This window comes from Priestia flexa (assembly GCF_021441905.1).
GTDB lineage: Bacteria > Bacillota > Bacilli > Bacillales > Bacillaceae_H > Priestia > Priestia flexa.
Genome location: NZ_CP090431.1, coordinates 1,104,349 through 1,122,119, shown reverse-complemented (window position 1 = coordinate 1,122,119; position 17,771 = coordinate 1,104,349). Strand labels below are relative to the sequence as shown.

Genomic DNA, 17,771 nt, shown 5'->3' with positions numbered 1-17,771 from the left:
AATAAACCGCTCACGATGAGCGGTTTATTTTTTTAAACGTATACGCTTAATGGCATACTGCTTTTGCAATTCTGTATATAGTTCACTAAGTTGAACGAATGAGTGATACATTCCAGGCTTTTTCAACAAAAATAATACGCGCTCAGACGTGTTAACTGGCTTGTATGTTAGCTTTTGAATATTAGCTTCCAGTGCTGTAAGACCTTGAAGAGGTCCCCCATTAATCCAAAACAGCGCGCTTAAAAACCGTCCACTCCATTCAGTGACTATCTCTTTTGCGTTTGTCACTTTACGCAGAGAAAATTGTTCATGGAGAATTTTCTCTTGGGTTTTCCATTCTATAAACAACGAGGGGATACAGTCTTCTAGTGAATTCCATGGTGCTTCTAAAAGCCCTTCTTCTTTCGCTACTATATCATAGATAAAAACTGGTTGATGATGCGTTTTATGCCTTAGCAGAGGCGGCTGAAACGAAATAACATCTTGTGCGAAAAAAAATGGATCACGCTTAAATTCAGGCGGCACTTTAACTTTTGCTAACATGCTCACCTCTCGCTTTCATTCGCTTTTTTCCTTCTCGACACAGCTCTAATAATGGACAGGTTGGGCATTGCGGAGACTGAGCTTTACAGTGATAGCGACCAAAGAAAATTAAGCGGTGATGAGTAACTCCCCACTCTTCTTTTGGAACCTTTCGCATCAGCGTTTTTTCTACTTCTAATACTGAATCTTTCCACCGACAAATACCAAGCCTTTTACTAACCCGTTCCACGTGCGTATCAACCGCAATAGCAGGAATACCAAAAGCCACGGAAACGACGACATTAGCTGTCTTTCGGCCCACTCCAGGAAGCTTAGTAAGCTCATCTCGATCTTGCGGTACTTCACCGTTGTACTCATGAATTAAAAGCTCACACAGCTTTCGAATATTTTTTGCTTTATTACGATAAAGACCTATTGAACGAATATCTTGCTGAAGCTCTTCTAATGAAACAGCTAAATAATCCTCAGGTGTTTGATATTTTTGAAATAATTCTTTTGTTACTCTGTTGACAAGTGCATCCGTACACTGAGCGGATAGAGCAACTGCAATCACAAGCTCAAATGGATTTTTATGATTTAATTCACAGTGTGCATCAGGAAACATTTCAGCCATTACGCCTAAGCAGTGACGAATTTGTGTTAGATTTAACATAGCTTACTAAAACAAACTTAATTTGTTTTAGCTTTTCACCCCTTTTTATTTTGGTATGTATTATCATGCTAAAAAAGCTGATTCAACATCAGGCACGCCTGATGTTGAATCAGCTTTCCTCTTCCGTTAACCACTCTAAGTAATAGAGCATGTTACTTTACTGTTCAAGCCAGTTGAAAAATGGAACGGCTGAGGAATTTTGAGATTGAGAAGGCTTCTGATTTTTTGGTTGTTGATGTTGCCTAAATTTTTGACTATGCGCTCGTGCTTGATCAATAGTCTTAATGCCGTTTTTCTTCCACTCAAACAAGATGCGGTCGATGTATCGAAAGTTTAATTTTCCGGACATAACTGATTCACGAAGAGCCGTTTTAATAATGAGTGGGTCGTGATGATCTTGGTCTACCCACATAGCCAACGTTTCACATTCAAACGGCGAAAGCGGACGACCAAACTCTTTTTCAAAAATAGAATATAAATTTATCTCTTCTTGCTCCTGCTCTTGCTGCACTTCATTTTGATTTTCTTGCATTAATAAATTGATTAGCTTTCTCCAAAGCGGTTTAAGAGAATATTGCTCAGAAATAACCGAAGAGGAATCATCAAGCTGTTCGATCGTTAGAACACCTTTTTGAATAAGATTTCGAAGTACTTCCATACACTTTGTCGTGGAGACGCTCATTTTTGCAGAGAGATCATGTGGAGTGGGAAAGGATTCACCACTATCAATAAATACATTAAGATGCATCAGCATCATAAATTCTGTTTCGTCTAAGCCTAAATCGCTATAGTGATTAAACAATAGCTTTGGAATAGAAACTGAGCCTTGCTCAAACCATGCGATCATGTCATCTTTTTTCATTTTGGAACACCTCTAAAGTTAGTATATCACGAAGGACAGATGAAAACGAAAAACTGTTTACGAAAACTTTCATCAAAAAACAAATAAAAATCCACCGTTTTCTAAAAAGGGTGGACGTTTATTTAATGTGAAACAACATTCATTAGAAAAAGATGGCGTAATGCCACCTTTTTCTAATGTAACAATTTTACATCCGAAGTCACTTCGCTTCTATTAAGGATACAAACGGTTTAATAAGCGTGGGAATGGAATTGTTTCACGAACGTGTTCAACACCACTAATCCATGCTACCGTACGCTCAAGCCCTAATCCGAATCCAGAATGTGGAACTGATCCATACTTACGAAGCTCTAAGTACCATTTATATGTTTCTGTATCTAGCTCATGTTCTGCTACGCGCTGAGCTAGTAGTTCTTGGTCGTGAATACGCTCTGATCCACCAATGATTTCACCATAACCTTCTGGCGCAATTAAATCTGCACATAACACTACATCTGCATTTGTTGGATCCGGCTGCATGTAGAATGGTTTTAATGACGTTGGATAGTGCGTGATAAACACAGGTTTATCATAGCTTTCTGCGATAGCCGTTTCGTGTGGTGAACCGAAGTCATCCCCCCACTGAATATCATCAAATCCTTTTTCATGTAAGAATTTTAGTGCATCATCATACGTAATACGTGGGAACGGAGCTTTAATTTGCTCTAATTTAGACGTATCTCGACCTAGTACATTTAACTCTAGCTTACAGTTCTCTAGTACTGACTGAACCACGTGTGATACGTATTCTTCCTGTACTTTTAAGCTATCTTCAAATTGATAGAACGCCATTTCAGGCTCAATCATCCAGAACTCAATTAAATGACGACGCGTTTTTGATTTTTCTGCACGGAAAGTTGGACCAAATGAAAATACTTTTCCAAGTGCCATTGCAGCTGCTTCCATATAAAGTTGGCCACTTTGTGAAAGGAATGCATCTTCATCAAAGTACTTCGTATGGAAAAGTTCTGTTGTACCTTCTGGCGCGCTTCCCGTTAAGATTGGAGGATCTACTTTTGTAAATCCATTATGATTAAAGAATTCATATGTTGCACGAATAATTTCGTTACGCACTTTCATTACAGCGTGTTGACGCTTTGAACGTAACCATAAGTGACGGTTGTCCATTAAGAACTCTGTCCCGTGCTCTTTTGGCGTAATTGGATAGTCAACTGCTTCATGAATAACTTCTACATCCGTTACTGTTAATTCATATCCAAAAGGTGAACGTTCATCTTCTTGAACAGTTCCTGTTACGTATAAAGAAGATTCTTGCGTTAAGGCTTTTGCTTTTTTGAAAATATCTTCCCCTACTTCTGCTTTCACAACAACCCCTTGAATAAATCCAGAGCCGTCTCGAAGCTGTAGGAATGCAATTTTACCACTTGAACGTTTATTTGCTAACCAAGCACCGATTGTCACTTCTTTTCCAACGTGCTTACTTGCTTCAGAAATCGTAATTTTCACGATTAAAATCCCTCCAAAAAACTTACATCCTTTAATTATGTATGCCACCCTATTATACATTTCGACACTCACAATAACAAGTAACAATCATGGGAAACTTATGACATCACCAATAAAAGAGCGGCTTCTATAGAAGCCGCTCTCCATCACTTTATTTCATGTGTCTTGCCATAAATGCCGCAATTCGCGCCACTGCTTTTTCTAATAGCTCAAGCGAAGTAGCATAAGATAAACGAACATTTTCAGGAGAACCGAATCCTGAACCTGGAACAAGCGCTACTTTTTCCTCTTCTAAAATCGCTTCTACCCAAGCATCAACTGTTTCAAATCCTGTTAGTCTAGCAGCTTCGATTGCATTAGGGAACAAATAGAATGCACCTTGAGGCTTTAAACAAGAAAAACCAGGAATGTCATTAAGTTGTTTATGCATTACGTTTAAGCGCTCTTCAAAAGCTTTGCGCATCATTTCCACTGGCTCTTGCGTTCCGTTATAAGCTGCAATTGTTGCATATTGAGCAATCGACGTTGGGTTAGACGTGCTGTGACTCGCTAGATTCGTCATTGCTTTTATAATGGTCTCATTACCAGCTGCGTAACCAATGCGCCATCCTGTCATTGAGTGAGATTTAGATACACCGTTAATAATAATCGTTTGCTCTTTAAGCGCTGGTGATAGCTCTGCAATCGAAACATGCTCTGCACCATCGTATACTAACTTTTCATAGATTTCATCTGATACAATTAATACATTATGCTTTAAGCAAACTTCACCGATTGCTTCTAGCTCTTCACGCGTATAAATCATACCTGTTGGGTTACTTGGTGAGTTTAAAATCACAGCTTTTGTTTTACTAGTAATCACTGACTCTAGCTGTGCTGGCGTAATTTTAAATTCATTATTTTCAGAACCTTCAACATAAACCGGTGTACCTTCTGCTAGCTTTACTTGTTCAGGATAACTTACCCAGTAAGGAGTTGGGATGATCACTTCATCTCCCTCATCTAAAATTACTTGAAACAATGTATACAAAGCATGCTTTGCACCTGAACATACAATAACTTCAGATGGCTTGTATGTTAAGCTCTGATCACGGTTAAACTTTTCAATAATTGCGTCTTTTAAAGGCATAAGTCCACCTGCAGGCGTATACTTTGTTTGGCCTTCATTCATTGCTTTTACAGATGCTTCTAATATATGCTGCGGCGTATTAAAATCTGGTTCACCTGCACCTAAGCCAATGACGTCATGTCCTGCGGCTTTGAGCTCTTTTGCTTTGGCTGTAATAGCCAATGTCGATGATGGTGTTAAAGCTGATACACGTTTTGCTAATTTCACTAAAATCTCCCCCTATGAACTACGGCTATAATCAGCTATGTAAAGCTGATTATAGCAACAATTTTGCTTCACTCTAAGGTGCAAAGCGTTTTATAACACGTATGTGTAAACATACGTTATAAATAAACTCATTCAGGTTTTGTTAAGCTATAGCGCTTCATAAACTCTCCGCTTGTAAAATCAAGATAGTAGTAAGTTAAATGTTTTTCTTCTTGATCAATATACGTAACTTCCCATAGCGGCTTTTCATTTTCAATTCCTAGTCGAACTGATTTAATTTCTTTTGGATCTCGGTCTCGCTGAACAATCTCTATGGCTTGTTCTTTTGTAATTCCATCTGCTACTTTTTTTAGCACCGCTTTTTGCTTTTGACTTTTTGGAACCCAAGCGATAACATCTTCGTTTTTATTGTTAGTACCTTCTACTACATAAAATGTATGATCTCCAAAATATGCTTGTGTACTCGTCACAGATTTCAGATTAAAATCTTCTTTTGCCTTGGCTGATGCTTTTTTTTCGTCAGCTTGTACATCGTTTACAGCCGCTTTATAAATTGAATGGGTTTGCCACCCTGCTACTAAACATACAACAACAACAATTCCAATAAACCACTTTTTCATTTTATCCCTACTTATGTACGATAAATCGTAAAAATTGCTTTACTTTGATCTTCTTGGTCTAACGCTAGGCCAAACATTAAATCTTTCTTTTTTAACGTTCGATTTAAGCTGTCCACAATTTTATATAAATCAGAAGAATGCTCAATACGAACGGTTGATAAAACTTCAATTTTGCTTTCCATGCTGTTCCTCCTCTTACCAAACACCTCTAAATAAATGATTATCTGTTTATCATAACACACGGCTTGGCTTTTGGGCTATTGTATTCCCCACCTAAACATAAAATCAAACTGAGAGAATTCGTTCCGCTCCCTCTAAAGCCTCTCTATTTTCATTATAATTATCTCTCTTTCTTTTGCAAAAGAAATTTAGGTAGTCTTCTTAAATTTCATGACGTCATAGATGGTAGGTGACATTTTAATAGAAAGCGATTCTCTTTTATTTGTATCGTATAACTCAACCCATCCATCCGTTAATCTTGATACAAGCTCAGGATGAATAGTACGGTCTTCTTTTGAGAATAAAACACCAATCTGAGGGTTTAACTGCTTTAAAAACGACTCAGACAGCGGCTCACCTTCACCAAAATTTGCGAGTTTAATCAAGTCTATTTTTTTTAATGGCTTCATAAGCAAATGCCTCTCAATAGTAGATGCTGAGTTACTCATATAAAGCATTTGATGCTCGCCGAATGCTACTATCAAATCCATTGAGGGTGAATTTACTTCCTCATGATAAAGAACAGATACATGAATATGCTTTGATAGCTGATACACATCCCTAACTTGCCACATGCGAATATGTTGACTTTGTAAATCATTTGAGCCTTTAGGCAAAACTACTTCTTCCACCTGATATTTCTTTGTAACCCAGTCTACATTTCCGTTGTATTTCTCGCTTTGCTTTGTAATAATCACTTGGTTAATTTGCTTAATATGATAAAAATCCAGCCAATACGCCAACTCTTTTCGCGATTTTTTACTACCTGTATTAATGAGAATAACTCGATCCGTTCCGTCTTGTAAAAGCGTGGCTTCTCCATCGAATAAAGGAAAAAAAGAAATTGCTGCTTCATCTTCTTTAAGGCTAAAGTCCACTTGACTAGCCCCTTGCACGGTAGAACCGTTGCTAAAAAAGCATAAGCATACCGCCCATATTAACATATTTCGTTTAATCATATTAAACACCCTCACTTCCTGTGTTTTCCACTCTTAGCGTGTACATCTACAAGAAGAGCTATGCAAAAAAAGCTTTAGCACTGAGTATGCTAAAGCTTTTTTGACGTCCACCATGCTTCAAAATCATGAAGTGCTACCGAAAATGACTCACTTACGATATCTACATCCGGCAAAGAATGAAGAAAATGAGAGCCGTACATCGTTGTAATCATACGATTATCTAAAATAAAGATAGATCCTTTATCTTGCTTGGTTCGAATTAGTCTTCCGAATCCTTGCTTGAAACGAATGACAGCCTGAGGTAGTGAATAGTCCATAAATGGATTTTTCCCTTCTTTTCGGAGTTGCTCAAATTTTGCTTTTAGAAATGGATGTCGTGGTGACGCAAAAGGTAAGCGAACAATGATGAGACTAGATACTAATTCACCAGGAAGATCAATGCCTTCCCACAAGCTGTTCGTTCCTAATAAAATCGATTGTGAAAACTGCGCAAAGTCTTTTAATAATCGATTTCGATTACGGGTTGTGACTCCTTGACCAAGGATGACAAATTCCTCTAAATCATTTAGTTCTTTCATATACTGATACGTCATTTTTAACATTTCATAAGAGGTAAATAGTACAAGCATGCGCCCTTTAGTAATAGATGCGATATCTAAAATACTTTCTGCCATAATCGCACTATATTCTTCAAGCGTTACATCATTTACAGCTGGCATATCTTTTGGGATATATACTTTTGCCTGGCTTCGATAGTCAAATGGAGACGGTATCGTCATTTGAAGTGGTTGAAAATCATATAAACCAAGCTGTTCAATAATATATGAAAAAGAATGATTGACCGTTAGCGTAGCAGAAGTTAGTATAACGCTTTGCTTTTTCGCAAAAAACGTATCTGCTAACGTGTCCGCTACCGAGAGCGGTTGACGATATAAAAAAGTAGCGTTTGCCGCTCCTTTTGGCTCTATTTCAATCCACGTTACCTCTTCAAGATGCGGCTGGAAGAAAAAGTCCGCAAACTCACTCGACAGATGATGAAATTGTTCAATTGCGCTTGTTAACTCATGAATATGGGACTGTTCCCTTTTTGTAAGCTGCTCCTGATAGGAATCCATCACCTGAAAATCAGCATGTAAAAGAGATAGAATATCGTTCATTAAAAATCTCACTCGAGATGCCTGTTCCTGGATGGTATGCCAATGAAGAGTATTCTCTTCTTGAACATTATAGCGATAGCTCACTCGCCCAATTTCACTATCCGTTTGCTTATTTTTTTTCATTACATACGCATGGACAAGACGAAATAAGTCATCACACTCAATGCGAAGCTTTTCTAGCATTTCTTCTAGTTTTTTCGTATTTAGCCTTATATCATGTTTTTGACAAAGCTTATGTACTTTGTTTAACAAACCCTTATCGTCTAACAAGCCAATCCTGCTCAACAAGGCATGAATGGAAAAGTAATCTAACCTCCCTCCAAGCTCTTCGCTTGCAATCGTGTCGAAATGATGCGCTTCATCAATTACAACCTGTTCATAGCTTGGAAGTAAGTTCCGCTTACTTACAACGTCTAACAAAAGAAGACGGTGATTTGTAATGATAATCTGAGCTTGTGCTGCACGCTCCTGTGCACGATTATAAAAAGAATGTTGGTTCCACGGATGCTTAAAGTCTAAGTGGGAAGGATTGCTTTCATTCAGCTGTTCCCAAAATAGTTTTCCACCTGACGGTAAGTTGATTTCATCAACATCGCCTGTGTCCGTCTCCGTCAACCAAATCAATAGCTTTGCTTTCGTTAGAATAACATCATAGTTATGGTTGCGCTCTTTTAAAAACTGATTAAATTTCCGAATGCTAAGATAATGTTCACGCCCCTTTAAAACTGCTGCGCTTAGCTCAAATGGCATAAGCTTTTTTAACATTGGTATATTTCTTTCCATTAGCTGTTGTTGTAACGTTACAGTATGCGTTGAAACAACTACTGGCTTTTTATGCTGTTGAGCATAAAAAGCAGACGGAATTAGATAAGCAATCGTTTTTCCAATACCAGTTCCCGCTTCAATAAGCGCGTGTTCGTTATCCATTAAGCTCTCATGGACTGCATTCATCATTTTTTCTTGACCCGTTCTCTTTTCAAATGAGCTAAACACTGATGCTAAAGTTTCCTTTTGTTCTTGAAACTCCTCGTATGTAACAAGAACTTCCGATGGCTTCACAACAGGCCTTTGCTTTCTAAGCGCTAAGCCATGAACAAAATCATAACCTTCATGATAATCATCTTGCTTTTCATTCATTATACCTTGAATCAACTCACCAATCTCACTTTTCAAATGCAAAGACAGCGTGTATAGCTGCTTTAATGTTGCAAGAGGAAGACTATTTAATTTTTCCATTAATAGAAGTAAGATCTTCGCCGTCACTTCAGCATCACTGTCAGCTTGATGAGGCTGATCATGATTTAAACTTAAATATTCAGCCAGCTGATTGAGCTTATACCCCTCTACTGTAGGGAGAAGCATACGCGCTAATTCGACCGTATCCACCGTGGATGGATACAGCTTATCATACCCGCTTTGAGCTAATGATTCCTGTAAGAAATTAAGGTCAAAAGCAACGTTATGTGCTACAAAATAAGCATCTTCTAACAGTTCAATAATTTTCTCGGAAATATCCTCAAACGTCGGGGCATCTTCGACCATTTTTTGATGAATATTTGTCAGTTGTGAAATAAAAGGAGGAATTGGTATATTGGGGTTCAAAAACGTTGAGAAACGCTCAACTATGCGGCCGTTTTCAACAACCACGGCTGCAAATTGAATAATTTGATCTCCTTGTTTTGGAGAATGTCCTGTCGTCTCTAAATCAACAACAACAAAGCGTTTATTCATCATCATGACCTCACCTGCCTGTTCTTATAGTATAAAAGAAAATACATGCTTCTATACGAAACTACTTATGTAGAGCTTATATTCGCTCAAAAAAATCCCCCTCGATTAAGGGGGATAATATTATAAAATTGTACCAGCTGGCTCTTGTTTAAGCAATTGTTTAATTTTGTTGTTTTCATCCATAATGGCTACCGTTGGATGGTGATCAGCTACTTTTTCTTCAGCTACTAGTACATAAGAGATAATAATAACAACGTCTCCAGGCTGTACAAGGCGTGCTGCCGCACCATTTAAACAAACAACCCCGCTGCCTCTCTCTCCCGGTATAACATACGTCTCTAAGCGAGCACCATTATTATTGTTTACGATTTGCACCTTTTCATTTGGCTGGATACCTACAGCCTCAATTAAGTCTTCGTCAATCGTAATACTTCCTACATAATTTAAATTTGCTTCTGTTACATGTGCTCTATGAATTTTTGCATTCATCATTGTTCGGAACATCGTGAAACCCTCTTTCTATGGTCAAATTTCCATAATAATATTATCAATTAATCGAGCTTTAGAGAATTGTATAGCAATTGCAATAATAAACTGCCCATCTAGCTTGTCTAAAGGCTTTAGCTCTGGGTAAGAATAAATTGCTACGTAATCTATTGTACCGCTTGTATTCTTTTTAATCGTTCTTTCAATTTCCGTTTTAACCATCTCAACGTCACGTTCGCCACTTTCAATTAACTGCTTGGCTTTTTGCAAGCTTTGATATAAGGCTGGCGCTTCTTTACGTTCAGAATCTAGCAAGTTTACGTTTCTTGAACTTTTTGCTAAGCCATCTTCTTCACGCACCGTATCAACTGCCACGAGCTCAATTGGGAACTTAAAATCAGTAATCAATCCATGCACCACGGCTACTTGCTGAGCATCCTTTTTCCCAAAGTATGCTCGGTTTGGCTGCACGAGATGGAATAGTTTTGTCAGCACTGTTGCAACGCCGTCAAAATGTCCTGGACGCTTTGCTCCACAAAGTACATCCACACGATCAATAACCGATATGGAAACAGAAGCTTGACCAGGATACATTTCAGCTACGCTTGGATAGAACAAATAATCAGCTGCCTCCGCTTTTGCCAAGCGTTCATCACGTTCAAAATCTCGTGGATACGTATCAAAATCTTCGTTTGGTCCAAACTGAGTTGGATTAACAAAGATACTTAAAACCACAATATCATTCTCAGCACGTGCCTGCTTAAGTAATGCGAGGTGACCTTCATGTAGAAACCCCATCGTCGGTACAAATCCAATTGTTTTGCCTTGATGCTGAAGCTTGATTGAAAGCTCCTGCATGTCTTTGGCAGTAGAGATTACTTTCATCTTACTTACCCCCATATAAAGCCGTTAGCTGTTCATCATTCATGGTAAATGTATGACTCTCTTCCGGAAATTCACGAGCTTTAACATCATGTACATACTGGGACAGACCTTTTTTTGCAACGTCTCCAATGTTACCAAACGGCTTAACAAATTTCGGAAAGCGCTCAACCCCATACGTCAATACATCGTGATAGACGAGCACTTGACCATCTGTTTCCTTTCCTGCTCCAATTCCAATAGTTGGAACGCTTAGTCTGGTAGAAATATCTTTAGCCACCTGTTTAGGTACACACTCTAAAACCACTGCAATTGCACCAGCTTGCTCACATTTCACGGCATCTTCAATCAACTTTTTCGCTCCGCTCGCTTCTTTACCTTGTACCTTATATCCCCCAAGAACTCCAACAGACTGAGGTGTTAAGCCAAGATGAGCGATAACCGGAATTCCTGCTTGGGTTAATTCTGAAATTGTAAAAATAACGTCGTCTGCGCCTTCTACCTTTAGAGCATGCGCCCCACTTTCTTGCATAATTCGAGCGGCTTGTTTCATCGTTTCTTCTCTTGAAATATGATAAGACATAAAAGGCATATCTGTTACGATAAATGTATTAGGCGCGCCTCTTTTCACCGCTTTTGTATGATGAATCATATCATCGACCGTCACTGGAATCGTTGAGTCGTATCCTAACACAACCATTCCTAATGAGTCTCCTACTAAAATCATGTCCACTTCTGATGCTTCCGCATATTTCGCAGACGGGTAGTCGTAAGCAGTAAGCATCACAATTGGTTCTTGTTGCTGTTTCATTTTTAAAAAATCCAGCTTCGTTTTCAACATAAATCTCCTCCTATACTAGAGGAGATGACAACGCAAAAAACCTTCTTACACTAAAGCGGAAGAAGGTTTTTGACAAAAGTAGTCTATAGCTAAACAGCGTGCTTAAACGCACACGCTTGTCCTTATATATTGTCATCCCTCTGTCCTAGTCTTTTTTAGATCAAGGCAGTTCGTAAACGATAAATTATAAAAAAGAGTATCAGGTGAAGTTCTGTCGATACTACCCTGATACTCGTATTATAAAGAAATATTCTTACATTTTCTAGTTTTATTTCGAAGAGAGTTCAATATCAGCGGAATGAATGTGATGAACCGTTCCATTATCGTCCTCTAACAGCAGGACGCCATCGTTTGTAATCCCCTTTGCATGCCCTTCAATCGTTGCTTTTAAAGTGCGTGCAATAATCCGCTTTCCAATGCTAATAGAATAAGATTCCCATAAATGCTTTACTAATCCAAAACCATTTTCCAAGTAATCTTCATACAAAGATTCCATCTTTAAGAAAATCGCTTGCATAAGGGCTGCGCGATTCACTTCTTTTTGCTCTTCAATTGATAAAGAAGTAGCCAAGTGTTGAATGTCGGAATCAAAATGTTCTAGCTTTTGATTGACATTGATTCCTATCCCAATAATAACAGAGTGAACTTGCTCAACATCAGCTTGCATTTCAGTTAAAATTCCTACTAGCTTTTTATTGTTCACTAAAATATCATTTGGCCATTTGATATCAGGTAGCACATTCGTTACTTCTTGTATCGCTTGTACAATCGCTACGGCGGCTAATAGGGTCAGCTGTGGTGCATGCTGTGGTGGAATGGCAGGTCGTAAAATAATGCTCATCCATACTCCCGTATATTTAGGAGAGTACCATTTGCGAGCAAGGCGACCTCGACCAGCTGTTTGCTCTTCCGCTACAATCACCGTTCCTTCTACAGCTCCTTCTTGAGCAAGACGATGCGCAATTTTTTGTGTTGACTCCACGGTTTCCTCATAGTGAAGGTTTTGACCAATTTTTTTCGTATGCAGGCCAAGAAGCAGCTCGTTTGTACTTACTTTATTAGGCTTAGTGACAATACGATAGCCTTTCTTTCGAACAGCTTCCAGTTCATAACCTTCTTTTCGTAAGTCTTCAATATGTTTCCACACCGCCGTTCTTGAACAGCCTAGCAAGTCGCTAATGCGCTGGCCAGATACATATTCACCCTCTGCGTTTGTAAACATCTCTAATAACGTTCTTCTAATATCTGTTTGCAAGACTGTATCCACTCCTTTATCGACGCTTTGCTATTTTTTATTTCACCATTTAATACTTTCATTTCTATGGTTTGTAACAAGGCTGAAAGCCATGGACCGCCCTTACGATTTAGCCACGTCATAACATCTTGCCCCGTGATGGCAAGCTCTTTCATAGAGTGAATAGGAAGCTCTCGATAACGAGAAACAAGCAAGGTTGTATGCAGATAATTAGTACTTCTCACTAATTGCAAAATTCGATTTACTCTTAAAGAAGACTCTTCTCCAAGTTTATACATCGTTTCTTTTGACCAACCATTTTTTAATACGTCCTCAAGTCCACCAAGCTGAAGCTTCACGGATTTTATTTGTCGATTAGCAAGCTTCCATTTACGTAAAAATGGATCTAAATCAACGCCTAGTAAATAAAGAAGAAGCGTCCAGCATTCCGATATATCTTCAAGCATCATCCAGTCGTATTTACACAAGCGTCGAAAAGCTTCTTCACCAATATCTAATCCCGGCAAATGCTCATATAATTTAGTGTCTGCTATGAGCGCAAGAGCTAAAGAGGGGCGTTTACCCAAAAGAAGCTTCTCAAACTCAATGGTAATTCGTTCAACTGATACGTGCTTCAATAGATTTCCATGCTCTGAAATAGCTCTCTTCGTTTTATCTGAAATAGAAAACGCTAGTTGACTCACAAAACGAACAGCTCTCATCATTCGCAGCGCGTCTTCATGAAAACGTTCTTCTGGATTCCCTACCGTACGAATAAGTTGGTTACGTAGATCCTCTCTGCCATTAAACGGATCAATAATTTCACCTTTTTCATTCATAGCCATAGCGTTGATGGTAAAATCACGACGTTTTAGATCTTCCACCAGTGATGAGATAAACTGAACAGATGTCGGGCGTCTAAAATCTGCATATTCCCCTTCTGAACGAAAGGTAGTCACTTCATATTGCTCTCCTTCATGAAGCACCACAACGGTCCCATGCTCAATCCCCACATGAATTGTTTTTGGAAATAGACTCATAACATCGTCAGGACGAGCAGATGTCGCGATATCTACATCACCTACTTTTCGCTGCAAGATCATATCTCGAACAGCACCACCAACAAAATAAGCTTCGTGTCCGGCTTGTTGTAGTGTGTGAATAATAAATAATGGATGGATGAAAGGCTCTTTCATAATATCCTCCATTCCTTAACGTTGTACAAGATTGTAATAAAGCTGTTCATATTGGTTTACAATCTCCGTTGAATGAAATTTTTGATTCACTGCCTGTAAAGCTCCTCTGCTTATTTGTTGATGAAGCTGTTGATCACTTAACAATTGCACTGCTTTACTCGCAGCTGTTTCAACGTCCCCTAATTCACAAATATAACCTGTTACACCATCTTCAATAACCTCTGGAATACCACCGATTCTTGTGCCAATACAAGGTACGCCACAAGCCATGGCTTCTAGTAGTACGAGACCAAAACTTTCTTTTTCAGAAAACAGAAGCTTTAAATCACTAATGGAGTAGAGCTCCGCTACATTATCTTGCTTCCCTAAAAACAGTACAGCATCCTCAAGGTTTAATTCTTTTACAAGCTGACTTACATTTCTCATATCCGGACCGTCCCCAACGAGCAAAAGCTTAGAAGGAATGCGCTCATGGATTCGTTTAAACGTACGCACAACATCTTGTACTCTTTTAACTTGACGGAAATTTGAAACGTGAATAATGACCTTTTCATCGTCTGAAATACCGTAGTCCTGCTTTAAATTACCAACATCTTTACGATGGTACTCTCGCTCATCGATAAAGTTATAAACTGTACAAATATCTTTATCTGGATTAATGAGCTGATTCGTTTGCTCAATTAACGCATCAGATACCGCAGTTACACAATCCGATTTTTCAATTGCAAATTTGATTAGTTCTGTTAAAGACGAGTCTTCTCCAAGAACCGTAATATCCGTCCCGTGAAGCGTCGTTACTATTTTTAGATTTGGTGACACCATTTGCTTAGCTAGAAACGCACACACCGCATGCGGAATGGCATAATGAGCATGAATTAAATCTAATTTCTCACGCTGTGCAACTTCTGCCATCTTACTTGCTAGTGCCAAATCGTAAGGTGGATACTTAAATACAGAATACTGGTTCACTTCTACTTCATGAAAATAAATATTTGGATATACCTTATTTAAGCGAAAAGGCATACTTGAAGAAATGAAGTGAATTTCGTGTCCCTTTTCTGCAAGGAGCTTTCCTAATTCAGTTGCGATGACACCAGAACCACCAACTGAAGGATAACACGTGATACCAATTTTTAATTTCATCTACCGCCACCTACTAAATCATCATAAATAAGCAGCGGCTTCTTAGAAAGAAAGCCTTCTGCATACTGAACGCCTACTTCTTTTCCAAACATGCGCTCTCGGCTTTCAACTGTTTCTATATACCCGTTGACCAACGGCGTCTCCACGCTTCCTGCTTGTTTGATGAACTGACTTTCATAAGCTTGTAAGCTTTGCTTTTTCTTTTCAAATGTATTCGTTACATCAACAGCAAAATCGGGTTTATGAAAACCATTAATCATATAAAAATACAGTCCATCCGGTCGATGAGACCCCACGTTTTGCTCTGCCGTATAGTTGCGAATTCCAGCTGAAAATACGGCTTCTTCTACTAGGCGCGCGCAGTTTCCATGATCCGGATGACGATCATCAAAATAAGGAGCAAACACAAGTTTTGGCTGATATTTGCGTATTACTGATACAATTTCTCTAATGTAGGATCGCTGTAACAAAAGTCCTCTATCCGGCATCTGTAATTGAACTCGCTTGTATATACCAAGAAATTGTCCCGCCTTTTCAGCCTCTTGTTTGCGTAGCTCTACTGTTCCGTTTGACGATAGTTCTGCTTCTGTCAAATCACAGATAACAACTTTTAAACCTTGCTCAGTCATCTTGGCGATAGTGCCGCCCATGCCGATTTCAACATCATCAGCATGAGCTCCAAAAGCAAGAACATCTATTTTTTCAATCATTTTATTTCACCCTATTGTTTTAAAATTGAACGCCACTGTAAATCTCCTCGCTCTAAACCATGGATTAAAACCTCAGCTGTTCCCATATTGGTTGCGAGTGGAATAGCATATACATCACATAGGCGCATAAGTGCTGATACGTCTGGCTCATGAGGTTGAGCTGTAAGCGGATCACGAAAGAAGATAATCATATCCATTTTATTCTGTGCAACAAGAGCACCAATTTCTTGGTCTCCACCTAATGGACCCGATTGAAAACGATGAATCGATAATCCTGTCGCTTCAGAGATTCGCATTCCCGTTGTACCCGTTGCAAAAAGCTCATGGTTCTTTAGAATATGTTGGTAAGCAGTTGTAAATTGAACCATGTCATTTTTCTTTTTATCATGTGCAATTAATGCTATTTTCATATATGACTCTCCTTACTCAATAATATTTTCCAAACCATATACAAGCGTATCAATATTCATTACCGCTTCAACCGCGAGCTTCACGCCAGACATGAAGGACGCACGATTATACGAATCATGACGAATCTTTAATCCTTGTCCAAAGCCACCAAATAATACTTCCTGGTGAGCAATTAATCCTGGCAAGCGTACGCTATGAAGATGAATGCCGTCATATGTAGCTCCTCTTGCACCTGCTAAAATTTCTTTTTCTTCTGAGTGACCTTGCTTTTTCGTTTCACGAACTTCACTAATGAGCTCTGCTGTTTTTAACCCTGTTCCAGAAGGTGCGTCTAATTTTTGATCATGGTGAAGCTCAATAATTTCAACATCGTCAAAATATTTAGCTGCCATTTGAGAGAACTTCATCATTAAAATAGCACCAATCGCAAAGTTTGGAGCAATGATACAGCCAATTCCTTTTTCTTCTGCTAATTCTTTTAATTCCGCTAAATCCGCTTCGGAAAAACCTGTCGTTCCGACTACTGGACGGATGCCGTATTCTAACGCTTTTTTCGTATGTACTCTTCCAATTTCAGGCGTTGTTAAATCAACTAATACATCAGCTTCAACAGCTTGGAAGCATTTTTCAATATCTGTAAAGATAGGAGCTTGAACATTTGGCATTCCTTCTAAGTCGCTAATTAACTTCCCTTCATGAATACGATCAACTGCAGCTACTAATTCAAACGCTTCTGTTTCTTGAATTAGGGTCACAGCTTCTTTTCCCATTCTCCCACGAGGGCCTGCAAGTATAATTCGAGTTTTTTTCATGTTAATTCTCTCCTTGTTCATCAATTTTTGTCCAACGATCTTTATCCCGCGTATTAAATTTCTGCATAACGCGATTATGTGCTTCTTCTAAATCAATATTTAACGAATTGGCAAAGCAAATTAATACAAATAAAATATCGCCCATTTCTTCTTCAACTGTCCGCTCTGCTTCTGTTGTCTTTTTAGGCTTTTCTCCGTAATAATGATTAATTTCACGCGATAACTCTCCAACTTCTTCAGTCATACGAGCCAACATCGCCAAGGGGCTAAAGTAGCCTTCTTTAAACTGTCCAATATATTGATCAACTTCAGCCTGCATGACCTTCATTGATTTATCTGCCATATGTATTCACCTCTTTACCTTCTATGCCTCTCTCATTGCATAATAAGTATTTACCTTTTATTTTTTTGTACATTCAACTTCATATTATAACATCTCTTCCCTAAATTTCTTAATAGAAAAGTTTGATT

Annotated in this window: 19 protein-coding genes; all 19 read right to left on the bottom strand. The window is 38.7% G+C overall.

What is annotated here, in order from left to right; translation table 11 throughout:
* Nucleotides 1–24: 24 nt before the first annotated feature.
* Nucleotides 25–543, bottom strand: coding sequence for a YpoC family protein (locus tag LZP85_RS05670; RefSeq protein WP_076513279.1), 519 nt, complete (start codon nt 541–543; stop codon nt 25–27).
* Nucleotides 527–1,195, bottom strand: coding sequence for an endonuclease III (gene nth, locus LZP85_RS05665; RefSeq protein WP_119543000.1), 669 nt, complete (start codon nt 1,193–1,195; stop codon nt 527–529). Before nth ends, LZP85_RS05670 begins: the two co-directional genes overlap by 17 nt.
* Nucleotides 1,196–1,352: 157 nt before the next feature.
* On the bottom strand, nt 1,353–2,057 hold the full coding sequence (locus LZP85_RS05660) for a DnaD domain-containing protein (protein ID WP_025907372.1): 705 nt from the start codon (nt 2,055–2,057) through the stop codon (nt 1,353–1,355).
* 213 nt (nt 2,058–2,270) lie between these two features.
* Complete coding sequence (gene asnS / locus LZP85_RS05655; RefSeq protein ID WP_061785561.1) at nt 2,271–3,563, bottom strand: asparagine--tRNA ligase; 1,293 nt, start codon at nt 3,561–3,563, stop codon at nt 2,271–2,273.
* Nucleotides 3,564–3,714: 151 nt separating this feature from the next.
* A complete protein-coding gene (locus tag LZP85_RS05650; RefSeq protein WP_119542999.1) occupies nt 3,715–4,899 on the bottom strand; it encodes a pyridoxal phosphate-dependent aminotransferase in 1,185 nt (394 codons plus the stop codon).
* A 128-nt stretch (nt 4,900–5,027) separates the two neighbouring features.
* On the bottom strand, nt 5,028–5,519 hold the full coding sequence (locus LZP85_RS05645) for a cell wall elongation regulator TseB-like domain-containing protein (RefSeq protein ID WP_025907365.1): 492 nt from the start codon (nt 5,517–5,519) through the stop codon (nt 5,028–5,030).
* Between the two features lie 11 nt (nt 5,520–5,530).
* The gene (locus tag LZP85_RS05640; protein ID WP_064484047.1) at nt 5,531–5,701 is read right to left on the bottom strand and encodes a YpmA family protein; all 171 of its coding nucleotides are present in this window, start codon (nt 5,699–5,701) and stop codon (nt 5,531–5,533) included.
* A 186-nt stretch (nt 5,702–5,887) separates the two neighbouring features.
* On the bottom strand, nt 5,888–6,697 hold the full coding sequence (locus LZP85_RS05635; protein WP_142925363.1) for a ComEC/Rec2 family competence protein: 810 nt from the start codon (nt 6,695–6,697) through the stop codon (nt 5,888–5,890).
* Between the two features lie 89 nt (nt 6,698–6,786).
* The gene (gene dinG / locus LZP85_RS05630) at nt 6,787–9,591 is read right to left on the bottom strand and encodes an ATP-dependent DNA helicase DinG (protein ID WP_234562073.1); all 2,805 of its coding nucleotides are present in this window, start codon (nt 9,589–9,591) and stop codon (nt 6,787–6,789) included.
* Between the two features lie 114 nt (nt 9,592–9,705).
* Entirely contained in the window at nt 9,706–10,089 is a 384-nt protein-coding gene (gene panD, locus LZP85_RS05625; RefSeq protein WP_119542997.1) for an aspartate 1-decarboxylase, read from the bottom strand.
* Nucleotides 10,090–10,110: 21 nt separating this feature from the next.
* On the bottom strand, nt 10,111–10,956 hold the full coding sequence (gene panC, locus LZP85_RS05620; protein ID WP_025907357.1) for a pantoate--beta-alanine ligase: 846 nt from the start codon (nt 10,954–10,956) through the stop codon (nt 10,111–10,113).
* Nucleotide 10,957: 1 nt separating this feature from the next.
* Nucleotides 10,958–11,791, bottom strand: coding sequence for a 3-methyl-2-oxobutanoate hydroxymethyltransferase (gene panB / locus LZP85_RS05615; RefSeq protein ID WP_025907356.1), 834 nt, complete (start codon nt 11,789–11,791; stop codon nt 10,958–10,960).
* A gap of 271 nt (nt 11,792–12,062) precedes the next feature.
* Nucleotides 12,063–13,049 (bottom strand): biotin--[acetyl-CoA-carboxylase] ligase, encoded by a 987-nt coding sequence (locus LZP85_RS05610; protein WP_061785564.1) that lies wholly within the window; start codon nt 13,047–13,049, stop codon nt 12,063–12,065.
* Complete coding sequence (locus LZP85_RS05605; RefSeq protein ID WP_025907352.1) at nt 13,019–14,224, bottom strand: CCA tRNA nucleotidyltransferase; 1,206 nt, start codon at nt 14,222–14,224, stop codon at nt 13,019–13,021. Before LZP85_RS05605 ends, LZP85_RS05610 begins: the two co-directional genes overlap by 31 nt.
* A 15-nt stretch (nt 14,225–14,239) precedes the next feature.
* A complete protein-coding gene (gene bshA / locus LZP85_RS05600) occupies nt 14,240–15,367 on the bottom strand; it encodes an N-acetyl-alpha-D-glucosaminyl L-malate synthase BshA (RefSeq protein ID WP_078989975.1) in 1,128 nt (375 codons plus the stop codon).
* Entirely contained in the window at nt 15,364–16,077 is a 714-nt protein-coding gene (gene bshB1 / locus LZP85_RS05595; RefSeq protein ID WP_119542994.1) for a bacillithiol biosynthesis deacetylase BshB1, read from the bottom strand. The genes bshA and bshB1 overlap by 4 nt, the downstream gene beginning before the upstream one ends.
* An 11-nt stretch (nt 16,078–16,088) precedes the next feature.
* On the bottom strand, nt 16,089–16,487 hold the full coding sequence (gene mgsA, locus LZP85_RS05590; RefSeq protein ID WP_025907347.1) for a methylglyoxal synthase: 399 nt from the start codon (nt 16,485–16,487) through the stop codon (nt 16,089–16,091).
* A 12-nt stretch (nt 16,488–16,499) separates the two neighbouring features.
* Complete coding sequence (gene dapB, locus LZP85_RS05585; protein WP_119542993.1) at nt 16,500–17,300, bottom strand: 4-hydroxy-tetrahydrodipicolinate reductase; 801 nt, start codon at nt 17,298–17,300, stop codon at nt 16,500–16,502.
* A gap of 1 nt (nt 17,301) precedes the next feature.
* Nucleotides 17,302–17,643 carry a nucleotide pyrophosphohydrolase gene (locus LZP85_RS05580; protein ID WP_061785566.1) on the bottom strand — a complete coding sequence of 114 codons (342 nt, stop codon included), beginning with the start codon at nt 17,641–17,643 and terminating at the stop codon, nt 17,302–17,304.
* Nucleotides 17,644–17,771 lie beyond the last annotated feature (128 nt).